General features: G+C 72.6%; 16 protein-coding genes, 1 rRNA gene and 1 pseudogene. All 18 read right to left on the minus strand.

Going from position 1 to position 17,989, the window contains the following annotated elements; translation table 11 throughout:
* Window positions 1-193: 193 nt before the first annotated feature.
* The 18 genes and pseudogenes from JKP75_RS13570 to JKP75_RS24050 all read right to left on the minus strand — a co-directional run bounded on the left by JKP75_RS13570 (window position 194) and on the right by JKP75_RS24050 (window position 17,985).
* Window positions 194-1,712, minus strand: a 16S ribosomal RNA gene (locus JKP75_RS13570).
* A gap of 336 nt (window positions 1,713-2,048) precedes the next feature.
* Complete coding sequence (dapB, locus tag JKP75_RS13575; RefSeq protein WP_200490746.1) at window positions 2,049-2,846, minus strand: 4-hydroxy-tetrahydrodipicolinate reductase; 798 nt, start codon at window positions 2,844-2,846, stop codon at window positions 2,049-2,051.
* A 49-nt stretch (window positions 2,847-2,895) separates the two neighbouring features.
* Window positions 2,896-3,267 (minus strand): VanZ family protein, encoded by a 372-nt coding sequence (locus JKP75_RS13580; protein ID WP_200490745.1) that lies wholly within the window; start codon window positions 3,265-3,267, stop codon window positions 2,896-2,898.
* The gene (locus JKP75_RS13585; protein ID WP_309229828.1) at window positions 3,267-4,616 is read right to left on the minus strand and encodes a pitrilysin family protein; all 1,350 of its coding nucleotides are present in this window, start codon (window positions 4,614-4,616) and stop codon (window positions 3,267-3,269) included. Before JKP75_RS13585 ends, JKP75_RS13580 begins: the two co-directional genes overlap by 1 nt.
* Before the next feature lie 14 nt (window positions 4,617-4,630).
* Window positions 4,631-6,892, minus strand: coding sequence for a polyribonucleotide nucleotidyltransferase (locus JKP75_RS13590; protein ID WP_200490743.1), 2,262 nt, complete (start codon window positions 6,890-6,892; stop codon window positions 4,631-4,633).
* Between the two features lie 309 nt (window positions 6,893-7,201).
* Window positions 7,202-7,471: a 30S ribosomal protein S15 gene (gene rpsO, locus JKP75_RS13595; RefSeq protein WP_200493169.1), complete on the minus strand. Its 270-nt coding sequence runs from the start codon at window positions 7,469-7,471 to the stop codon at window positions 7,202-7,204.
* 91 nt (window positions 7,472-7,562) lie between these two features.
* Entirely contained in the window at window positions 7,563-8,522 is a 960-nt protein-coding gene (locus JKP75_RS13600) for a bifunctional riboflavin kinase/FAD synthetase (protein ID WP_200490742.1), read from the minus strand.
* Window positions 8,523-8,550: 28 nt separating this feature from the next.
* Window positions 8,551-9,690, minus strand: a complete 1,140-nt coding sequence (locus JKP75_RS13605) for a branched-chain amino acid aminotransferase (RefSeq protein WP_200490741.1) — start codon at window positions 9,688-9,690, stop codon at window positions 8,551-8,553.
* A gap of 110 nt (window positions 9,691-9,800) precedes the next feature.
* Window positions 9,801-10,139 (minus strand): antibiotic biosynthesis monooxygenase, encoded by a 339-nt coding sequence (locus JKP75_RS13610; RefSeq protein WP_200490740.1) that lies wholly within the window; start codon window positions 10,137-10,139, stop codon window positions 9,801-9,803.
* 29 nt (window positions 10,140-10,168) lie between these two features.
* On the minus strand, window positions 10,169-11,098 hold the full coding sequence (gene truB / locus JKP75_RS13615; protein WP_200490739.1) for a tRNA pseudouridine(55) synthase TruB: 930 nt from the start codon (window positions 11,096-11,098) through the stop codon (window positions 10,169-10,171).
* On the minus strand, window positions 11,095-12,405 hold the full coding sequence (locus JKP75_RS13620; protein ID WP_200493170.1) for an MATE family efflux transporter: 1,311 nt from the start codon (window positions 12,403-12,405) through the stop codon (window positions 11,095-11,097). The genes truB and JKP75_RS13620 overlap by 4 nt, the downstream gene beginning before the upstream one ends.
* A gap of 8 nt (window positions 12,406-12,413) precedes the next feature.
* Complete coding sequence (locus JKP75_RS13625; RefSeq protein WP_200490738.1) at window positions 12,414-13,421, minus strand: bifunctional oligoribonuclease/PAP phosphatase NrnA; 1,008 nt, start codon at window positions 13,419-13,421, stop codon at window positions 12,414-12,416.
* Between the two features lie 3 nt (window positions 13,422-13,424).
* A complete protein-coding gene (locus JKP75_RS13630; RefSeq protein WP_200490737.1) occupies window positions 13,425-13,667 on the minus strand; it encodes a hypothetical protein in 243 nt (80 codons plus the stop codon).
* On the minus strand, window positions 13,664-14,221 hold the full coding sequence (gene rbfA, locus JKP75_RS13635) for a 30S ribosome-binding factor RbfA (RefSeq protein WP_242471256.1): 558 nt from the start codon (window positions 14,219-14,221) through the stop codon (window positions 13,664-13,666). Before rbfA ends, JKP75_RS13630 begins: the two co-directional genes overlap by 4 nt.
* 48 nt (window positions 14,222-14,269) lie before the next feature.
* Window positions 14,270-14,572: a DUF503 domain-containing protein gene (locus JKP75_RS13640; RefSeq protein WP_309229830.1), complete on the minus strand. Its 303-nt coding sequence runs from the start codon at window positions 14,570-14,572 to the stop codon at window positions 14,270-14,272.
* A gap of 22 nt (window positions 14,573-14,594) precedes the next feature.
* Entirely contained in the window at window positions 14,595-16,430 is a 1,836-nt protein-coding gene (gene infB, locus JKP75_RS13645) for a translation initiation factor IF-2 (RefSeq protein WP_242471255.1), read from the minus strand.
* Window positions 16,431-17,409: 979 nt separating this feature from the next.
* Window positions 17,410-17,505, minus strand: a pseudogene (locus JKP75_RS24045) (translation initiation factor IF-2 N-terminal domain-containing protein); the annotation flags it as partial.
* A 174-nt stretch (window positions 17,506-17,679) separates the two neighbouring features.
* Complete coding sequence (locus JKP75_RS24050) at window positions 17,680-17,985, minus strand: YlxR family protein (protein ID WP_309229831.1); 306 nt, start codon at window positions 17,983-17,985, stop codon at window positions 17,680-17,682.
* Between the last annotated feature and the right edge of the window lie 4 nt (window positions 17,986-17,989).

Genomic DNA, 17,989 nt, shown 5'->3' on the forward strand with positions numbered 1-17,989 from the left:
ACCCCTACCCGTCCCGAAGAACACGAAGAGATGCCGTACTAGGAGCAGCACCAGCTGCCGGCCGAACTGGTCAGCGTTCCACCCTCGAGCACCACCCAGACACCCCGCGCACCCCCCGAAACTGGAGGGCACATCCTGGCCTGGCATGGCTCTGCACCGACAAGCTGATGCTTGCCGGCGAGTTGCTCCTTAGAAAGGAGGTGATCCAGCCGCACCTTCCGGTACGGCTACCTTGTTACGACTTCGTCCCAATCGCCGATCCCGCCTTCGACGGCTCCCTCCACAAGGGTTGGGCCACCGGCTTCGGGCGTTACCGACTTTCGTGACGTGACGGGCGGTGTGTACAAGGCCCGGGAACGTATTCACCGCAGCATTGCTGATCTGCGATTACTAGCGACTCCAACTTCATGGGGTCGAGTTGCAGACCCCAATCCGAACTGAGACCGGCTTTTGGGATTCGCTCCACCTCGCGGTATCGCAGCCCTTTGTACCGGCCATTGTAGCATGTTTGCAGCCCTAGACATAAGGGGCATGATGATTTGACGTCATCCCCACCTTCCTCCGAGTTGACCCCGGCAGTCTCCTATGAGTCCCCACCATGACGTGCTGGCAACATAGAACGAGGGTTGCGCTCGTTGCGGGACTTAACCCAACATCTCACGACACGAGCTGACGACAACCATGCACCACCTGTGCACGGCCCTTACGGACCCACCATCTCTGGAGGATTTCCGTGCATGTCAAGCCTAGGTAAGGTTCTTCGCGTTGCATCGAATTAAGCAACATGCTCCGCCGCTTGTGCGGGCCCCCGTCAATTCCTTTGAGTTTTAGCCTTGCGGCCGTACTCCCCAGGCGGGGCGCTTAATGCGTTAGCTGCGGCACGGAACTCGTGGAATGAGCCCCACACCTAGCGCCCAACGTTTACGGCGTGGACTACCAGGGTATCTAATCCTGTTCGCTCCCCACGCTTTCGCTCCTCAGCGTCAGTTGTTGCCCAGAGACCCGCCTTCGCCACCGGTGTTCCTCCTGATATCTGCGCATTTCACCGCTACACCAGGAATTCCAGTCTCCCCTGCAACACTCTAGTCTGCTCGTATCGACTGCAGGCCTGAGGTTGAGCCTCAGGTTTTCACAGCCGACGCAACAAACCGCCTACGAGCTCTTTACGCCCAATAATTCCGAGACAACGCTTGCACCCTACGTATTACCGCGGCTGCTGGCACGTAGTTGGCCGGTGCTTCTTCTGCAGGTACCGTCACTTTCGCTTCGTCCCTGCTGAAAGAGGTTTACAACCCGAAGGCCGTCATCCCCCACGCGGCGTCGCTGCGTCAGGCTTTCGCCCATTGCGCAATATTCCCCACTGCTGCCTCCCGTAGGAGTCTGGGCCGTGTCTCAGTCCCAGTGTGGCCGGTCACCCTCTCAGGCCGGCTACCCGTCGTCGCCTTGGTAGGCCACTACCCCACCAACAAGCTGATAGGCCGCGGGCCCATCCTCAGCCGATAAATCTTTCCACCACCAGACCATGCGGTCAGCAGTCACATCCGGTATTAGCCCCAATTTCTTGGAGTTATCCCAGAGCTGAGGGCAGGTTGCCCACGTGTTACTCACCCGTTCGCCACTGATCCCCCACCGAAGCGGGTTCACCGTTCGACTTGCATGTGTTAAGCACGCCGCCAGCGTTCGTCCTGAGCCAGGATCAAACTCTCCGTAGATGAATTTGAACCGGCTGAGAACCGAGAGCTAGCACTCTCGATATCAATCAACCAAAGGAATCCCAGCCGGAAACACAAAGCCCCCGGCACGGGGTATTACTTGGCACTGACTTTCGGCACGCTGTTGAGTTCTCAAAGAGCGGACGCGCACAAACTCGACCCTTCCGGGCTCCGTCTGCGGCTGGATGTCCAACACTACGCCGGTTTCCGTTGCCCCCACCAGCGGCGGGTCCCGGTCCGGCGGAGCCTCAGCTCCGCGCGGCGCATGGAGAACCATACACGCCCTCCAGGGGCTCGGCGCAACCCCCCGGGGAGCGGTCCCGGTCACACCACCGGTCAGAGGCCCAGCAGGTGCTCGATCCCCACGGTCAGCCCCGGCCGGTGGCCGATCTCGCGCACCGCGAGCAGCACGCCGGGCATGAAAGACGCGCGGTCGTAGGAGTCGTGCCGGAGGGTGAGGGTCTCCCCCGACGTCCCCATGAGCACCTCCTGGTGGGCGACCAGCCCGGCCAGCCGCACCGCGTGCACGGGGATGCCCTCGACATCGGCGCCGCGCGCCCCTGGCAGACCCTCGCTCGTCGCGTCGGGCGCCGGGGGCAGGCCGGCGGCACGGCGGGCCTCGGCGATCAACCGCGCGGTGCGCACCGCGGTCCCGGAGGGGGCGTCCACCTTGCCCGGGTGGTGCAGCTCGACGACCTCCACGGAGGGGAAGAAGCGCGCCGCCTCCTGCGCGAACTTCATGAGCAGGAGGGCGCCGATCCCGAAGTTCGGCGCGATGATCACGCCGACCTCGGGCTTGGGCTCCAGCCACTCGGCGATCGTCGTGAGCCGGTCCTGGTCGAAGCCCGTCGTCCCGACGACGCAGTGGATGTTGTTGTCGATGCAGAACCGGATGTTGTCCATGACGACGTCCGGCCGGGTGAAGTCGACGACCACCTGGGTGCCGGCGTCGGCCAGGCCGAACAGCCAGTCCCCCTCGTCGACCATCGCGACGAGCTCGAGGTCCTCGGCGTCGTTGACGGCCCGGACGACCTCGGTGCCCATGCGGCCGCGGGCCCCGAGCACCCCGACGTTGATGACGGGGGTGTCCTCGGACGGAGGGGCGGGCTGCTGGCCGGGTGCGGAGGTGGTCACGCGGCCAGGTTTCCCGGACGACCGCAGAACCGCAAGACGCTCCCCCGGTTCAGCGTGGCGCGGCGTCCCGGCGCTCGAGCCACGCCCACAGCGCCAGGCCGGCCAGCACGCCCACGGCGTCGGCGACCCAGTCGGCCAGGGACACGCTGCGGTCGAGCACGGCCAGGCCCTGGAGCACCTCGCTCACCGCCGCGTACACCAGCAGCAGCGGCGCCAGCGGCCGGGCGGCGATGCCGGCCCACCGCCCGCTCAGCGCCAGGGCGGCGAACAGCCCGAGGTGGACCAGCTTGTCCACCCCCGCCGGCGCCGTCGGGACGTCGGAGGCGGGGGCGAACAGCACCGCCAGGGAGAGCAGTACGACCACGGCGAAGACGCCGCGGGCGAGCGCGCCGTGGACGGCGAGGGCGGGGTGGGACGCCATCAGAGCCCGTCGAGGTCCGCGTCGCGGTAGGGCCCCACGACCGCCAGGCAGGTGGGCCGGCCGAACAGCTCGGTCGCCACCTCGCGCACCTGCTGCTCGTCCACGGCGTCCAGGCGGGCCAGTACCTCCCGCACCGGCAGGTACTCCCCGTAGGAGAGCTCGCTCTTGCCGAGCCGGCTCATCCGGGAGCCGGTGTCCTCGAGGCCGAGCACCATGCCGCCCTTGAGCTGGCCCCGGGCGCGGGCGACCTCCTCGGCGGTGAGCCCGTCGGCGGCCACGCCGTCCAGCCCCGCGCGGATGAGCCGCAGCACCTCGGGCACCCGCTTCTTGGAGCAGCCCGCGTAGACGGAGAAGGTGCCCGTCCCGGCGTAGTGCCCGAGCGCGGAGCCCACGCTGTAGACCAGGCCCCGCTTCTCGCGGATCTCCTGGAACAGCCGGGAGCTCATGCCCCCGCCGACCGCGGCGTCGAGGACGGCGGCGGCGTACCGCCGGTCGTCCAGGCGGCCGAGGCCGGGAGCGCCCAGCAGCAGGTGGGTCTGCTCGGTGCGCCGCGAGATGAGGCCGGTCGGGCGGGCCGGCTGCTCGACGCCCGGCTCGCCCAGGCGGAGCGGTGCGGGCACGCCGTCGCCGCCCAGCCGGTCCCCGAAGGCCGCCGAGACCAGTTCGAGCACCTGCTGGTGGTCGACCCGGCCGGCGGCGGTGACGACCATCGACGGCGCCGCGTACCGCGTCCGGTACCAGCCGTCGACGTCGTCGCGGGACAGGCCCTCGATCGACTCGACGGTGCCGAGCACCGAGCGGCCGAGCGGGGTGTCGTCGCCGAACAGCGTCTCGGAGAACAGGTCGTGCACCGCGTCGGCCGGCTCGTCGTCGCGCATCGCGATCTCCTCGAGCACCACCGTGCGCTCGGACTCGAGGTCGGCCGCGGTGTTGGTCGCGTCGGTCACCAGGTCGGCGAGCAGCCCCACCGCGAGCGGCAGGTCGCTGGCGAGCACGTTCGCGTAGAAGCAGGTGTGCTCCTTGGCGGTGAACGCGTTCATCTCGCCGCCGACGGCGTCCATCGCGGTCGCGATCTCCAGCGCGCTGCGCGACGTCGTCCCCTTGAACAGCAGGTGCTCGAGGAAGTGCGACGCGCCCGCCACACCGGGGGTCTCGTCGCGCGAGCCGACGTCGACCCAGATCCCGACGGTCGCCGAGAGGACGCCGGGCATCGTCTCGGTCAGCACCCGCAGCCCCCCGGGCAGCGTGGTGCGCTCCACCCGGCCGCCGACCTCGTCCAGGTCGAGCAGCCGGGTCACCCCGACGGGAACCGGGGCGGGTGCAGCAGCACCCGCCCCGGACCCGATCACGTCAGCGGACGTCGTCACTCACCCGCGGGAGCGTCGGCGGCCTCGGCCACGGGGGCCTCAGCGGCCGCACCGGCGTCGCCCTCGGCGACCGGCACGAGGCTGATCTTGCCGCGGGCGTCGATGTCGGTGATCTCCACCTGCATCTTGTCGCCGACGTTGGCCACGTCCTCGACCTTGCCGATGCGCTTGCCGCCACCGAGCTTGCTGATGTGCACCAGGCCGTCGCGGCCGGGCAGCAGCGAGACGAAGGCACCGAACGGCGTGGTCTTGACGACCGTGCCGAGGAACCGCTCGCCGACCTTGGGCAGCGTCGGGTTGGCGATGGCGTTGATGCGGTCCACCGCGGCCTGGGCCGACGGGCCGTCGGAGGCGCCGACGTAGATCGTGCCGTCGTCCTCGATGGTGATGTCGGCGCCGGTCTCGTCCTGGATCGCGTTGATCATCTGGCCCTTGGGCCCGATGACCGCGCCGATCTTGTCGACCGGGATGCGCACCGTGGTCACGCGCGGGGCGTACGGGCTCATCTCGTCCGGGGCGTCGATGGCCTCGTTCATCACGTCGAGGATGTGCAGCCGGGCCGCGCGGGCCTGGGTCAGCGCACCGGCGAGGACGTCGGAGGGGATGCCGTCGAGCTTCGTGTCCAGCTGGAGCGCGGTCACGAAGTCGCGGGTGCCGGCGACCTTGAAGTCCATGTCACCGAACGCGTCCTCGGCGCCGAGGATGTCGGTGAGCGCGACGTACTCGGTCTTGCCGTCGACCTCGTCGGACACCAGGCCCATCGCGATGCCGGCGACCGGCGCCTTCAGCGGGACGCCGGCGTTGAGCAGGGCCAGCGTCGAGGCGCAGACCGAACCCATGGACGTGGAGCCGTTGGAGCCCAGCGCCTCGGAGACCTGGCGGATCGCGTAGGGGAACTCCTCGCGGTCCGGCAGCACCGGGACCAGCGCCCGCTCGGCGAGCGCGCCGTGGCCGATCTCGCGGCGCTTGGGCGAGCCCACGCGGCCGGTCTCACCGGTGGAGTACGGCGGGAAGTTGTAGTTGTGCATGTAGCGCTTGCGAGTCACCGGCGACAGCGTGTCCAGCTGCTGCTCCATGCGGAGCATGTTCAGCGTGGTGACGCCCAGGATCTGGGTCTCGCCGCGCTCGAACAGCGCCGAGCCGTGCACGCGCGGGATGACCTCGACCTCGGCCGACAGCGGCCGGATGTCGGTCAGGCCGCGGCCGTCGATGCGGACCTTGTCGCGGAGGATGCGCTGGCGCACGACCTTCTTGGTCACCGCGCGGAAGGCACCGGAGATCTCCTTCTCGCGGCCCTCGAACTGGCCGGCGAGCGCGGCCTTGACCTCGTCCTTGAGGGCGTCGGTGGCGTCCTCGCGCTCGGCCTTGCCGGGGATCTGCTGGGCCTGGGCCAGCTTCTCGGAGGCCTGGGCCTCGACGGCGGCGTAGACGTCGTCCTGGTAGTCCAGGAAGCGGGGGAAGTCGGCGACCGGCTTGGCGGCCTTCTCGGCCATGGCCGACTGCGCGTCGCACAGCGCCTTGATGAAGGGCTTGGCGGCCTCGAGGCCCTGGGCCACGACCTCCTCGGTGGGGGCGGTGGCGCCACCGGCGACGAGCTCGATGGTCTTCTCGGTGGCCTCGGCCTCGACCATCATGATCGCGACGTCGCCGTCGGGCAGGACCCGGCCGGCCACGACCATGTCGAAGACGGCGTCCTCGAGCTCGGTGTGCGTCGGGAAGCCGACCCACTGGCCGTTGATGAGGGCGACGCGGGTGGCGCCGACCGGCCCGGAGAAGGGCAGGCCCGAGAGCTGGGTGGACGCCGAGGCGGCGTTGATGGCCACCACGTCGTAGAGGTGCGTGGGGTCCAGCGCCATGACGGTGATGACCACCTGGACCTCGTTGCGCAGGCCCTTGGCGAAGGTCGGGCGCAGCGGGCGGTCGATCAGGCGGCAGGTGAGGATCGCGTCCTCGGAGGGACGGCCCTCGCGGCGGAAGAACGAGCCGGGGATGCGCCCGGCGGCGTACATCCGCTCCTCGACGTCGACGGTCAGCGGGAAGAAGTCGAACTGCTCCTTCGGCTGACGGCCGGCCGTGGTGGCGGACAGCAGCATGGTGTCGCCCATGGTGACGACGACGGAGCCGGCGGCCTGCTTGGCGAGGCGGCCGGTCTCGAACGTGATCGACCGGCTGCCGAAGCTGCCGTTGTCGATGACCGCGGTGGCGGTGGTGACGCCGTCCTCGGCGTCGAACTCTGCGGTGATGGTGGGTGCGGACACGTGTCCTTCTCTCTTCTTTCGTCGCAGCGGCCTCGTGCCGACCTGCGACTCCTCTGACGACCAGTTCCCCGTGGCGGGGGTGCCCGTCCTGCGTCCGGGGCGACCGGTGCTCGATCGAAGCCCTCGGGATCGGATTCCCCGCGGCGCGGGGAGCCACTCCTCGCGTGGAGGAGCCTGCCCGGGGGCCACTACCGAGGACCGGCCCTCGAGGGACGCGTCCGGCGGCTGGCCGGTTCTCCTGCGTGCGACGGGTGCCGCACGAGGAAGGGGACCGTCCCGGAGTCTTCCGGGAACGGCCCCCTCGTGGTGCTAGCGGCGCAGGCCGAGACGCTCGATCAGCGACCGGTAGCGGTTGATGTCGGTCTTGGCCAGGTAGTTCAGCAGCCGGCGACGGCGGCCGACCAGCAGCAGCAGGCCACGACGGCTGTGGTGGTCGTGCTTGTGCATCTTGAGGTGCTCGGTGAGGTCGCTGATCCGGCGGGTCAGCATCGCGACCTGCACCTCGGGCGAGCCGGTGTCGTTCTCGACCGTCGCGTACTCGGTCATGATCTGCTTCTTGAGCGCGCTGTCGAGCGCCATGGTCGCCTCCGGGGCGGGTCAGGTGTGGCCCTCGGTCTGAATCACGAGGGCAGGCTTCACACACGCCGGGTCACCCCGGCGGTCCCCCAGGTTACATGCCGAGGATGCCGCGGGTGTCCGAGACGTCCTTGGCCATGGCCACCAGCAGGGCGTCGACGTCGGGGAACGCGGCCATCGGGCGGAGCCGGGAGACGAACTCGACGCCCACGTGCTCGCCGTACAGGTCGCCGTCGTAGTCCAGGACGTAGGCCTCGACGGTGCGCCGGCTGCCCTGGAAGGTCGGGTTGCTGCCGACGGAGATCGCGGCCGGGAAGCGCTCGCGGCTCGCACCGCCGCGCGGGTCGCGGGTGACGAGGTGCCCGGCGTACACGCCGTCGGCCGGGATGGCGGTGAACGGCGGGCTCTCGACGTTGGCCGTGGGGTAGCCGAGGTCGCGGCCGCGCCGGTCCCCGCGGACGACGACGCCGTCGACCCGGTGCGGGCGCCCGAGGGCGCGCGCGGCCGCCACCATGTCGCCGGCCGCCACGCAGGCGCGGACGTAGGTCGAGGAGATGGTGACGTCGCCGGAGTCGGAGGAGTCCTCGGCCAGCTCGACGCCCTCGACGGCGAAGCCGAACCGGCGGCCCTCGGCGGTGAGGGTGGCGACGGTGCCGGCCGCCCGGTGCCCGTAGGTGAAGTTCTCCCCCACCACCACCTGGGCGGCGTGCAGGTGCTCGACCAGGACGGTGTGGGTGAACGTCTCCGGCGCCAGCCGCATGAACTCCGGGGTGAACGGCAGCACGCACATGGCGTCGACGCCGAGCCCGGCCACCAGCTCGGCCTTGCGGTCGAGCGCGGTGAGGATCGCCGGGTGCGAACCCGGGCGGACCACCTCGGCCGGGTGCGGGTCGAAGGTGAGCAGCAGGCAGGGCCGGCGCATCGCCCGCGCGCGGGCGACCGCGGCGCCGATCAGCGCCTGGTGCCCGCGGTGGACGCCGTCGTACATGCCGATGGTGACCACGGTGCGGCCGAGATCGGCCGGGGTGGCCTCCAGGCCTCGCCAGCGCTGCACGTGTCCGACGTCCTCCGGTCCGGGCCGGTCAGCCGACGCGGTGCAGCCAGCCGCGGGTGTCGGCCACCCGCCCGTGCTGGATGTCGAGCAGGGACTCGCGCAGCCGCATGGTCAGCGGGCCGGGGGTGCCGTCGCCCACGGTGAAGTCGCCGGTGCGCGCCTTGACCTCGCCGACCGGCGTGATCACCGCGGCGGTGCCGCAGGCGAAGGTCTCGGTGACGGTGCCGTCGGCCACGCCCTGGCGCCACTCGTCGACGGAGAACTTCCGCTCGGTGACGGTGTGGCCCATCGAGCGGGCGACCTCGATGAGCGAGTCGCGGGTGATGCCGGGCAGCAGCGTGCCGGTCAGCTCGGGGGTCACCAGTTCGGCGTCCTCGCCGGAGCCGAGGACGAAGAACAGGTTCATCCCGCCCATCTCCTCGACGTACTTCTTCTCGACCGCGTCGAGCCACACGACCTGGTCGCAGCCGGCCTCGATGGCCTGCTCCTGCGCGAGCAGGCTGGCGGCGTAGTTGCCGGCGCACTTCACGTCGCCGGTGCCGCCGGGGGCGGCCCGGATGTAGTCCTCGGAGAGGTAGACCGAGACCGGGTGCACCCCGCGCGGGAAGTAGGCGCCCGCCGGGCTGGCGATGATCATGAACAGGTACTCGTGGGCGGGGCGCACGCCGAGGAACGGCTCGCTGGCCAGCATGTAGGGGCGCAGGTACAGCGTCTGGTCCGGGCCGGTCGGGACCCAGTCGCGGTCGGCGTCGACGAGGGCGTCCACCGCGGTGAGGAAGGACTCCTCGGGGACGACGGGCATCGCCAGCCGGCGGGCGCCGCGGGCGAAGCGGGCGGCGTTGGCCTCGGGGCGGAAGGTGGCGACGCTGCCGTCGGGCTGGGCGTAGGCCTTGAGCCCTTCGAAGATCGACTGCGCGTAGTGCAGCGCGGCCGTCGCCGGGTCCATCTGCAGCGGGCCGTAGGTGGTCAGCCGGGCGTCGTACCAGCCCTCGCCGAGCCGGTAGCGGGCCACGAACATGCTGTCGGTGAAGTACCGGCCGAAGCCCGGGTCCTCCAGCAGGCCGGCGCGCTCGGTGGGGGTGCGGCGCCGCACGTCCTCCACGACGACCGGCACGCCCTCGGTGAACATCCGCGAGTCGGTACGGCTGTCGTTGAGCGTGTCGGTCATGGCTCCCACCTGCAGTGCGTGCGATGCGGCGGGCCCGGCGAGCACCGGCCCCGCGCCCACACTATCCCCGCGTCCGGCGGCGGCCGGACGCCGACCGCCGCCGGACGGGATCAGGCCTGGTTCTCCTGGTTGGCGTCCGGGCCGGCGAACTCGAGCACCTCGTAGGTCCACACGTGCGCGGAGTGCGGGGCCGCCGACGCCAGGGTGTCGCCGCCGCCGTCGTGGGCGCGGTCGAAGTCCTGGCTCGACTGCCAGGCCTCGTAGGCCTCGTGACTGCTCCACCGGGTGTAGACCAGGTACTGGTCGGTGCCCTCCAGCGGGCGCAGCAGCTCGAACCACTCGAAGCCGGGCGTGGACTCGACGGCGCCCGCGCGGCCGCGGAAGCGCTCCTCGAACCGGCCCTGCTTGTCCTTCGGGACGGTGATCGCGTTGATCTTGACGACGCTCATGGGCTCCCCGTTCCCGGGGCGGAGCCGGCTCAACCCCCGGCCGGCGAGGGCGGGAAGCCGACGACCACCCGGGCCGTCGTCCCGGCGTCCTCGACGAGCGCGACCAGCCGGCCCGCCGGGTCCACCGCGGCGTGCAGGCCGGGCGCGCCGGTGGCGGGCACCCGCTGCCCGTACCCGACGGCGGTGGCCTCGGCCGCGGTGAGCGGGCGCTCCGGGAAGACCAGCCGGGCGGCGTCGGTGAGGGGCAGGAAGCCCGCGCCTCCGCCCGCGGCCAGCGCGGCACCGGCGTCCTCGACCGGGGCGGCCTGCGCCACCGCGAACGGACCCGACGCGGTCCGCCGCAGGGCGGTGAGGTGGCCGCCCACGCCGAGGGCGGCGCCGGCGTCGCGGGCGATGGCCCGGATGTAGGTGCCCGCGGTGCACTCGACGGTGACGTCGACGTCGACCAGGTCGGGCTCGGGCCGGCGGATCCGGTGGACCTCGAGCCGGTGGACGGTCACCGAGCGCGGCTCGAGGACGACGTCCTCCCCGGCGCGCACCCGGTCGTAGGAGCGGCGGCCGGCGACCTTGACCGCGCTCACCGACGACGGCACCTGCTGCAGCGGGCCGGTCTGGGCGGCGAGCGCCGCGCGGACCCCGTCGTCGTCCACGCCGGCCGCGGACGTCGTGGTGAGGACCTCGCCCTCCCGGTCGTCGGTGACCGTCGTCGCCCCCAGGCGGATGGTCGCCTCGTAGGTCTTGTCGTGCCCGCCGACGTGGCCGAGCAGGCGGGTCGCCGTCCCGACGCCGAGGACGAGCAGGCCGGTCGCCATCGGGTCCAGGGTGCCAGCGTGGCCGATCTTGCGGACCGACAGCACCCGCCGGGCGCGGGCGACGACGTCGTGGGAGGTCATCCCGCCGGGCTTGTCGACCAGCAGGAGACCGGGCGGGACGTCGGCGTCGGGCGTGCGGGGGCTCACGCGGTAACGGTCGCAGGTGCGCTCAGCCAGCGATCACCGGCCACCCGCGCCAGCACCCCGACCAGCCGCAGCGCGATGAACAGGCACAGGCCGGTCCAGACACCGGCCAGCCCCCAGCCCAGCGGCGCGGACAGCAGCGACAGCGGCAGGAAGCCGAGGACGGCCGAGCCGACGGTGAGCGTCCGCAGGTAGCCGACGTCGCCGGCGCCCATGAGCACGCCGTCGAGGGCGAACACCACCCCGGCCAGCGGCTGCATGGCGGCGAGGAACCACCAGACGAGCTGCGCCTGGTCGACGACGGCGGGGTCGTCGGTGAACAGCGGCGGGACGACGCCGCGGAGCGCGAGCAGCACCGCCGCGACGGCGACCCCGGTGCCCAGCCCCCACCGCGCGACGCGGCGGGCGGTGGCCCGCGCGTCGGCCGGTCGGCCGGCCCCGAGGGCGTGGCCGACGAGCGTCTGCGCGGCGATCGCGTAGGCGTCGAGGACCAGCGCGAGGAAGAAGAAGAGCTGGAGCGCGATCTGGTGCGCGCCCAGCTCGGCGGTGCCGGTGCGCGCCGCGACGCCGGCGGCCACGAGGAAGGAGACCTGGAGGACCGCGGCGCGCAGCAGCAGGTCGCGGCCGATGACCAGCTGGGCGAGGACGGACGCCGGGCGCGGCCGCCACGCCGCGCCCTCCCGGGCCAGGGCGCGCAGGAACAACGCGGCGGTGACCGACTGACCGGCCACGTTGGCGACCGCCGAGCCGACCAGGCCCCAGCCGACCACGTGCACGAGCAGGGGGCACAGCACCAGGCTGAGCAGGCTGCCGGCGAGCACGAAGCGCACCGGGCGGCGCAGCTCCTGCACCCCGCGCAGCCAGCCGTTGCCGGCCAGCGACACGAGCAGCAGCGGGAGGCCCAGCGAGGCGATCCGCAGCCACTCCTCCCCCGCCTCGGCCACCGGCCCGGCACCGCCGGCCAGCAGCCGGGTCAACGGGCCCGCGGCGAGCTGGAAGAAGACGAGCACCATCACGCCGAGCGCCGCGGCCAGCCAGGTCGCCTGGACGCCCTCGGCGACGGCTCCGGCCCGGTCCCCCGCGCCGGCCCGCCGCGCGGCCCGCGCCGTCGTGCCGTAGGCGAGGAAGTTCAGCAGCGCCGCGGACCAGGCGAGCAGCCCACCGCCGACGGCGAGCCCGCCGAGCGCGACCGTGCCGAGGTTGCCGACGGCGGCGGTGTCGACCAGCAGGTACAGCGGCTCCGCGGCCAGGACCACCAGCGCCGGCAGCGCCAGCGACAGCACCGACCGCTGAGGGGCAGAAATGGCCATGTCTGCCCCTAGCGGGGGGCGAGCTGGGCGCGCAGCGCCGCGATCGTCCCCTCGCGGTCGAGGTGCGAGGTGTAGCCGGCGGCCAGGGTGTGCCCTCCGCCGCCCAGCGTCGTGGCCACGCGGGCCAGGTCGGTGCCGCCGCGCGAGCGCAGCGAGACCGACCACGAGCCGTCCTCCTGGCCCTTGAGCACGCAGGCGACGTCGGCCTCCTCGGCCGATCGGATGACGTCGACCAGCGCCTCGAGCTGCTCGCCGGGCAGGCCGTGCTCGGCGGCCTCCGCGGTGCTCGACCAGGTCCACACCAGGCCGGCGCCGACGCCGGGCTCGAGGACGGCGCGGCCGGTCACGACCGAGAGCAGACCCAGCCAGCCGAACGGCGCGGTGTCGAACAGCCGGCGGCTGATCGCGGCGTGGTCGATGCCGGTGGCCAGCAGCCGGGCGGCCAGCTCGTGGGTCTGCGGCCGGGTGTTGCCGAACCGGAAGGAGCCGGTGTCGGCCGCCAGCCCGGCGTACAGGCAGGTGGCCAGCTGCTGGTCGAGGGCGACGCCGAGGTCGTCGAGCAGGTCGGCCACCAGGGCCACCGTGGCGGGCGCGCCCGGGTCGACCAGTCGCAGGCCGCCGAACCCGGGGTTGCTGGCGTGGTGGTCGACGACGATCGAGGTGCCCGCGCCGTCGAGCAGCGCGGCGACCTCACCGAGCCGGCCGGGCGAGGCGGCGTCCAGGCTGACGAAGACGTCGGGTGAGCCAGGCAGCGCCGACGACGGCACCAGCCCTTCCGCGCCGGGGAGCCAGCCGAGGGACGCCGGCAGGGTGAACTCGCCCGGGAAGGTCGGCAGCACCCGCGCCCCGCGGCGGCGGAGCCCCTCGGCGAGGGCCAGGGTGCTGCCGAGCGCGTCGGCGTCCGGGTTGACGTGCCCGGAGAGGACGACGGTGGCCCGGGCCTCGGCGGCCTCGGTCAGGACGCCGGCCACGGAGCGGGACACCGCGTCGAGGCCGTCGGGAGGGAGCGGAGCCATGGATCAGGCGTCCGGTCCCGGGTCGGCGACCGGCGGGGCGTTCTGCTCCTCGGTGACGGTGCCACCGCCCACGGGGTAGCTGCTGCCGTCGCCGGGCTCGTCGGAGGCGATGCTCGGCGCCTCGCCGATCTCGCCGTGCTTGCCGCCGTCGGTGGGGTCACCATCGGCGGGGACGGCGCGGCCGCCCAGCACGGAGGTGCCCTGGCCCTCGTCGGGCTCGTACGGGTCGGGGTCGTTCTCGGTCACAGTGCGCTCCTCGTGCCGGCCGGCAGGTCCCCGGTGGTGTCCGCGGTGGTGTCCGCGGTGGTGTCCGCGTCGGCGTCCTGGTCGGTGTCCCCGTCGCCGAGGCCGGCGGGGGTCTCGTCGTCGTCCTCGTCGTCCTCCGCGGGCTTGCGGTAGGGGTCGGCCTCGCCGGCGTACTGCGCGCCCTCGCGGGCGCGGGCCAGCTCGGCATCGGCGTGCCGGGCGCGCTCGAGGGCGTCCTCGAGCTCGCGCGCGGTGTCCGGGACGATGTCGGCGACGAAGGCCAGGGTCGGCACGAACTTGATGCCGGTCTGCTTGCCCACGGTGGAACGCAGGACACCGGTGGCGCTGGTGAGGGCGGCCGCGGAGTCGGCGATCTGCGTCTCGTCGCCGTAGACGGTGTAGAAGACCGTCGCCTCGCGCAGGTCGCTGGTGACGCGCGCGTCGGTGACGGTCACCATGCCCAGCCGGGGGTCCTTGATCTGCGTCTCGATCGCGGCGGAGACGATCTGACGGATGCGCACCGCCAGCTTGCGTGCGCGGGCCGGGTCGGCCATCGGGACTCCTTGGTCAGGGCGTCGGTGGACGCCGGGCGGGCACGGGGGTCAGCTGTCGGTGTCGCTGATCAGCTGACGGTGGGTCGACAGCAGCGTCACCTCGGGTCGTTCGGCCAGCAACCGCTCGCAGGCGTCCAGGACGTCGCGGACCTGGCCGGCGTCCGCGGCGACGGTGGCCAGGCCGACCTGGGCCCTGCGGTGCAGGTCCTGGTCACCGACCTCGGCCGCCGCCACGGAGAAGCGGCGCCGCAGCTCGGCCACGATCGGCCGCACCACGGCGCGCTTGCCCTTGAGCGAGTGGACGTCGCCCAGCAGGAGGTCGGCGGTGAGCGTGCCGGTGAACACGCTCACCGCCTCCCTGCTGCTGCTCGGATCAGACGCGCGGGATCTCACGCATCTCGAAGGTCTGGATCACGTCGTCGACCTTGATGTCGTTGAACGATCCCAGACCGATACCGCACTCGTAGCCCTCGCGGACCTCGGTCGCGTCGTCTTTGAACCGGCGGAGGGACTCCACCGTCAGGTTGTCGGCGATCACGGCACCGTCGCGGAGCAGACGGGCCTTCGAGTTGCGGACGATCGTCCCGGTGCGGACCAGCGAACCGGCGACGTTGCCGATCTTGGGGACGCGGAAGACCTCGCGGACCTCCGCGGTCCCGAGCTGGACCTCCTCGTACTCGGGCTTGAGCATGCCCTTGAGGGCGGCCTCGATCTCGTCGATGGCCTGGTAGATGACCGTGTAGTACCGGACGTCCACGCCCTCGCGGTTGGCCAGCTCGGTCGCCTGGCCCTCGGCCCGGACGTTGAAGCCCAGGACGATGACGTCGTCGGCCAGCGCCAGGTCGATGTCGCTCTTGGTGATGCCACCGACGCCGCGGTGGATGACCCGGAGCGAGATCTCGTCGTCGACCTCGATCTTCATGAGCGCCTCTTCGAGCGCCTCGACGGTGCCCGAGTTGTCGCCCTTGATGATCAGGTTGAGCTGGCGGTTCTCCTTGAGCGCGGCGTCGAGGTCCTCGAGGCTGATCCGCTTGCGCATGGAGGCGTTCTGCGCGTTGCGGATGCGGGCCTGGCGGCGGTCGGCGATCTGCCGGGCCACCCGGTCCTCCTCGACGACCAGGAAGGTGTCGCCGGCGCGGGGCACCGACGTCAGGCCGACGACCTGGACCGGCCGCGACGGCAGGGCTTCCTTGAGCTTGTTGCCGTGCTCGTCGAGCAGCGACCGCACGCGGCCGTACGCGTCGCCGGCCACGATCGAGTCGCCCTGGCGCAGCGTGCCGCGCTGGACGAGCACCGTGGCGACGGGGCCGCGGCCCTTGTCCAGCTTGCCCTCGATGACGACACCCTGCGGGTCCTGCTCGGTGTTCGCGCGCAGGTCCAGCGAGGCGTCGGCGGTCAGCAGGATCGCCGTGAGGAGCTCGTCGAGACCCTGACGGGTCGTCGCCGACACGTCGACGAACATCGTGTCGCCGCCGTACTCCTCGGCCACGAGGCCGTACTCGGTGAGCTGCTGGCGGATCTTGGCGGGGTTGGCCCCCTCCTTGTCGATCTTGTTCACCGCCACGACGATCGGCACCTCGGCGGCCTGGGCGTGGTTGAGCGCCTCGACCGTCTGCGGCATGACGCCATCGTCGGCCGCGACCACCAGCACGACGATGTCGGTGACCTTCGCGCCACGGGCACGCATCGCGGTGAACGACTCGTGACCCGGGGTGTCGATGAAGGTGATCGGACGCTCGTTGTGCTCCAGCTCGGTGACGATCTGGTAGGCGCCGATGTGCTGCGTGATGCCACCGGCCTCCTTCGAGACCACGTTGCTGTGCCGCAAGGCGTCGAGCAGCTTGGTCTTTCCGTGGTCGACGTGACCCATGACGGTGACCACCGGCGGGCGGGACTCCCAGTCGCCCTCGTCGCCCTCTTCGTCGCCGAAGGTGAGGTCGAAGGTCTCGAGGAGCTCGCGGTCCTCGTCCTCGGGGCTGACGACCTGGATGACCCAGCCGATCTCGGCACCGAGCAGCTGCAGCGTCTCGTCGTTCACCGACTGCGTCGCGGTGATCATCTCGCCCAGGTGGAACAGGGCGGTGACCAGCGCGGCCGGCTCGGCGTTGATGCGCTCGGCCAGGTCGGTCAGCGAGGCGCCACGGGGCAGCCGGACGGTCTGCCCGTTGCCGCGGGGCAGGCTGACGCCGCCCATGCTGGGCGCCGCCATGGAGTCGAACTCCTGACGCCGCTGCTTCTTGCTCTTGCGACCGCGGACGGGACCGCGCCCGCCCGGACGGCCGAAGGCACCGGCGGTACCAGCACCCGAGCCACCACGGCCGCGGCCACGGGGGCCACCGCCACCGCGGAAGCCACCACCGGCCGGAGCGCCACCGGGCGCACCGCCGCCACCGGGACGGAAGCCACCGCCGCCACCGGGACCACCGGGACGACCGCCACCACCGGGACCACCGGCGCGACCGCCGGGGCCGGGACGACCGGCACCGGCCGGGCGGCCGGGCATCATGCCCGGGCTCGGGCGCTGCGGCATCATGCCCGGGTTCGGGCGCGGACCGCCGGCACCGGGAGCCGGGCGGGGACCGCCGGCGCCGGGCGCGGGACGCGGGCCGCCGGGACCGGGACGGGGACCGCCCGGACCGGCCGCCGGACGGGGACCGCCCGGAGCGGGCCGGGCACCCGGCGCGGCCGGGCCCGGACGGGGACCGGCGCCGGCACCCGGCACGGGGCCGGCCGCCGCGGCCGGAGGCGCGGCGGGACGGGGCGAGCTGAAGGGGTTGTTGCCCGGACGCGGCGCCGGCCGCGGGCCGGGACGCGGACCGCCACCGGCGGGCGAACCGCCGGGGGTGGCCGGACGCGGCGCGGCCGGACGGGCCGCGGGGGCCTGGGGGGCCTGCGGCGCCGAGGCCGCGGGAGCCTGCGGAGCAGGAGCGGCCGGACGCGGGCCGGGGGCCGGAGCCGCCGGGGGCTGCTGCACCGGCGCAGCGGCAGCGGGGGCCTGCGGAGCCGGGGCGGGAGCCGCCGGGCGCGGGCGGGGGGGTCGGTGCGGACGGACGGGCCGCCGCGGGCCCCGGACGGGCGGCGGGCGCGGCGGGGGCGCTCGGCGCGGCCGGGGTGACGCCGGTGGCGGCACCGAGGGCCTCGCGGAGCCGGCGGGCCACGGGGGCCTCGACGGTCGACGAGGCGGACTTCACGAACTCGCCCTGCTCCTTGAGCGTGGCGAGCACGGTCTTGCTGTCGACACCGAACTCCTTGGCGAGTTCGTGTACGCGGGCTTTGCCTGGCACGGGTCTCCTCTTGGTGAGGCCGGCGGCTTGCCCGCTCGACCTCGTCGTTAGTGGCGCATGGTCATCGTGAGAACTTCACGGCTGAGTCATCCGACTTGCGTCCTGTCGACGTGCGGACCGGCCTGGTGCCGGTCCGACTGGAACTTCTCCGATCGGTGGGCGCGGATCGCGCGCTCACCCGCCCGTCCCGGTCCGGTCCGCGGCGGCCTCCGGGGAGGAGCCGAGGACGTGGTCCCGGAGCGGACCGGCCTCCACCTGACTGCCTCCGGGGAGGCGCAGTGCCCGGTGGAAGGCCCGGCGTCGCTCCGCCGCGACCAGGCACCCCGGGGTGGGGTGCACCGAGGCCCCCCTCCCGGGGAGCCGCCGCCGCGGATCCGGGACCAGGGTCCCGGACTCGACGACGACACGCAGCAGATCGGTGACCGGAGCGCGGCGCCGGCAGCCCACACAGGTGCGCACCGGGATCGACGTTTCGGCCACCCTG

Origin of the sequence: Blastococcus sp. TML/M2B, from assembly GCF_016612865.1 — a bacterium.
In the GTDB taxonomy this organism is placed as follows: Bacteria; Actinomycetota; Actinomycetes; order Mycobacteriales; family Geodermatophilaceae; genus Blastococcus.

Excerpts from the sequence above, each read along its gene's own strand:
- JKP75_RS13580 (WP_200490745.1), bottom strand. The coding sequence starts at position 3,267 with ATGGCGTCCCACCCCGCCCTCGCCGTCCACGGCGCGCTCGCCCGCGGC.
- rpsO (WP_200493169.1), bottom strand. The coding sequence starts at position 7,471 with ATGGCGCTCGACAGCGCGCTCAAGAAGCAGATCATGACCGAGTACGCG.
- JKP75_RS13605 (WP_200490741.1), bottom strand. The coding sequence starts at position 9,690 with ATGACCGACACGCTCAACGACAGCCGTACCGACTCGCGGATGTTCACC.
- JKP75_RS13610 (WP_200490740.1), bottom strand. The coding sequence starts at position 10,139 with ATGAGCGTCGTCAAGATCAACGCGATCACCGTCCCGAAGGACAAGCAG.
- JKP75_RS13620 (WP_200493170.1), bottom strand. The coding sequence starts at position 12,405 with ATGGCCATTTCTGCCCCTCAGCGGTCGGTGCTGTCGCTGGCGCTGCCG.
- JKP75_RS13625 (WP_200490738.1), bottom strand. The coding sequence starts at position 13,421 with ATGGCTCCGCTCCCTCCCGACGGCCTCGACGCGGTGTCCCGCTCCGTG.
- rbfA (WP_242471256.1), bottom strand. The coding sequence starts at position 14,221 with ATGGCCGACCCGGCCCGCGCACGCAAGCTGGCGGTGCGCATCCGTCAG.
- infB (WP_242471255.1), bottom strand. The coding sequence starts at position 16,430 with ATGGCGGCGCCCAGCATGGGCGGCGTCAGCCTGCCCCGCGGCAACGGG.